This is a genomic window from Neisseria sp. P0009.S007 (assembly GCF_051962515.1).
Genome location: NZ_JBQCVF010001264.1, coordinates 1 through 239, shown reverse-complemented (window position 1 = coordinate 239; position 239 = coordinate 1). Strand labels below are relative to the sequence as shown.

Genomic DNA, 239 nt, shown 5'->3' with positions numbered 1-239 from the left:
CCTTTCCTTCCAACCAGTTTGCCAGTTTTTTGGGATCGCCTTTTACCCATTTAGCTTTTCTTCCTTTTCTCAAGGCTGAAATATGCGTGCGATAGTTATCCAGCAATAAGGGAAAAGTGCTATGCGGAGAACTGGATGCACCACCGTAAAATTTATCCCTTACCCCCGCATTGAGTTCACCCAATGCGGAAGACTGCGCCAATTCGATAATGGCAAACAAGCGTCCCAAACGATAGGGA

The 239-nt window shown here is 46.0% G+C and carries 1 protein-coding gene; it reads right to left on the bottom strand.

Annotated elements, in window-relative coordinates; translation table 11 throughout:
• A partial coding sequence (locus ACTHS3_RS18545) for a type I-C CRISPR-associated protein Cas8c/Csd1 (protein ID WP_440368877.1) occupies nt 1-239 on the bottom strand: 239 nt, incomplete at both ends.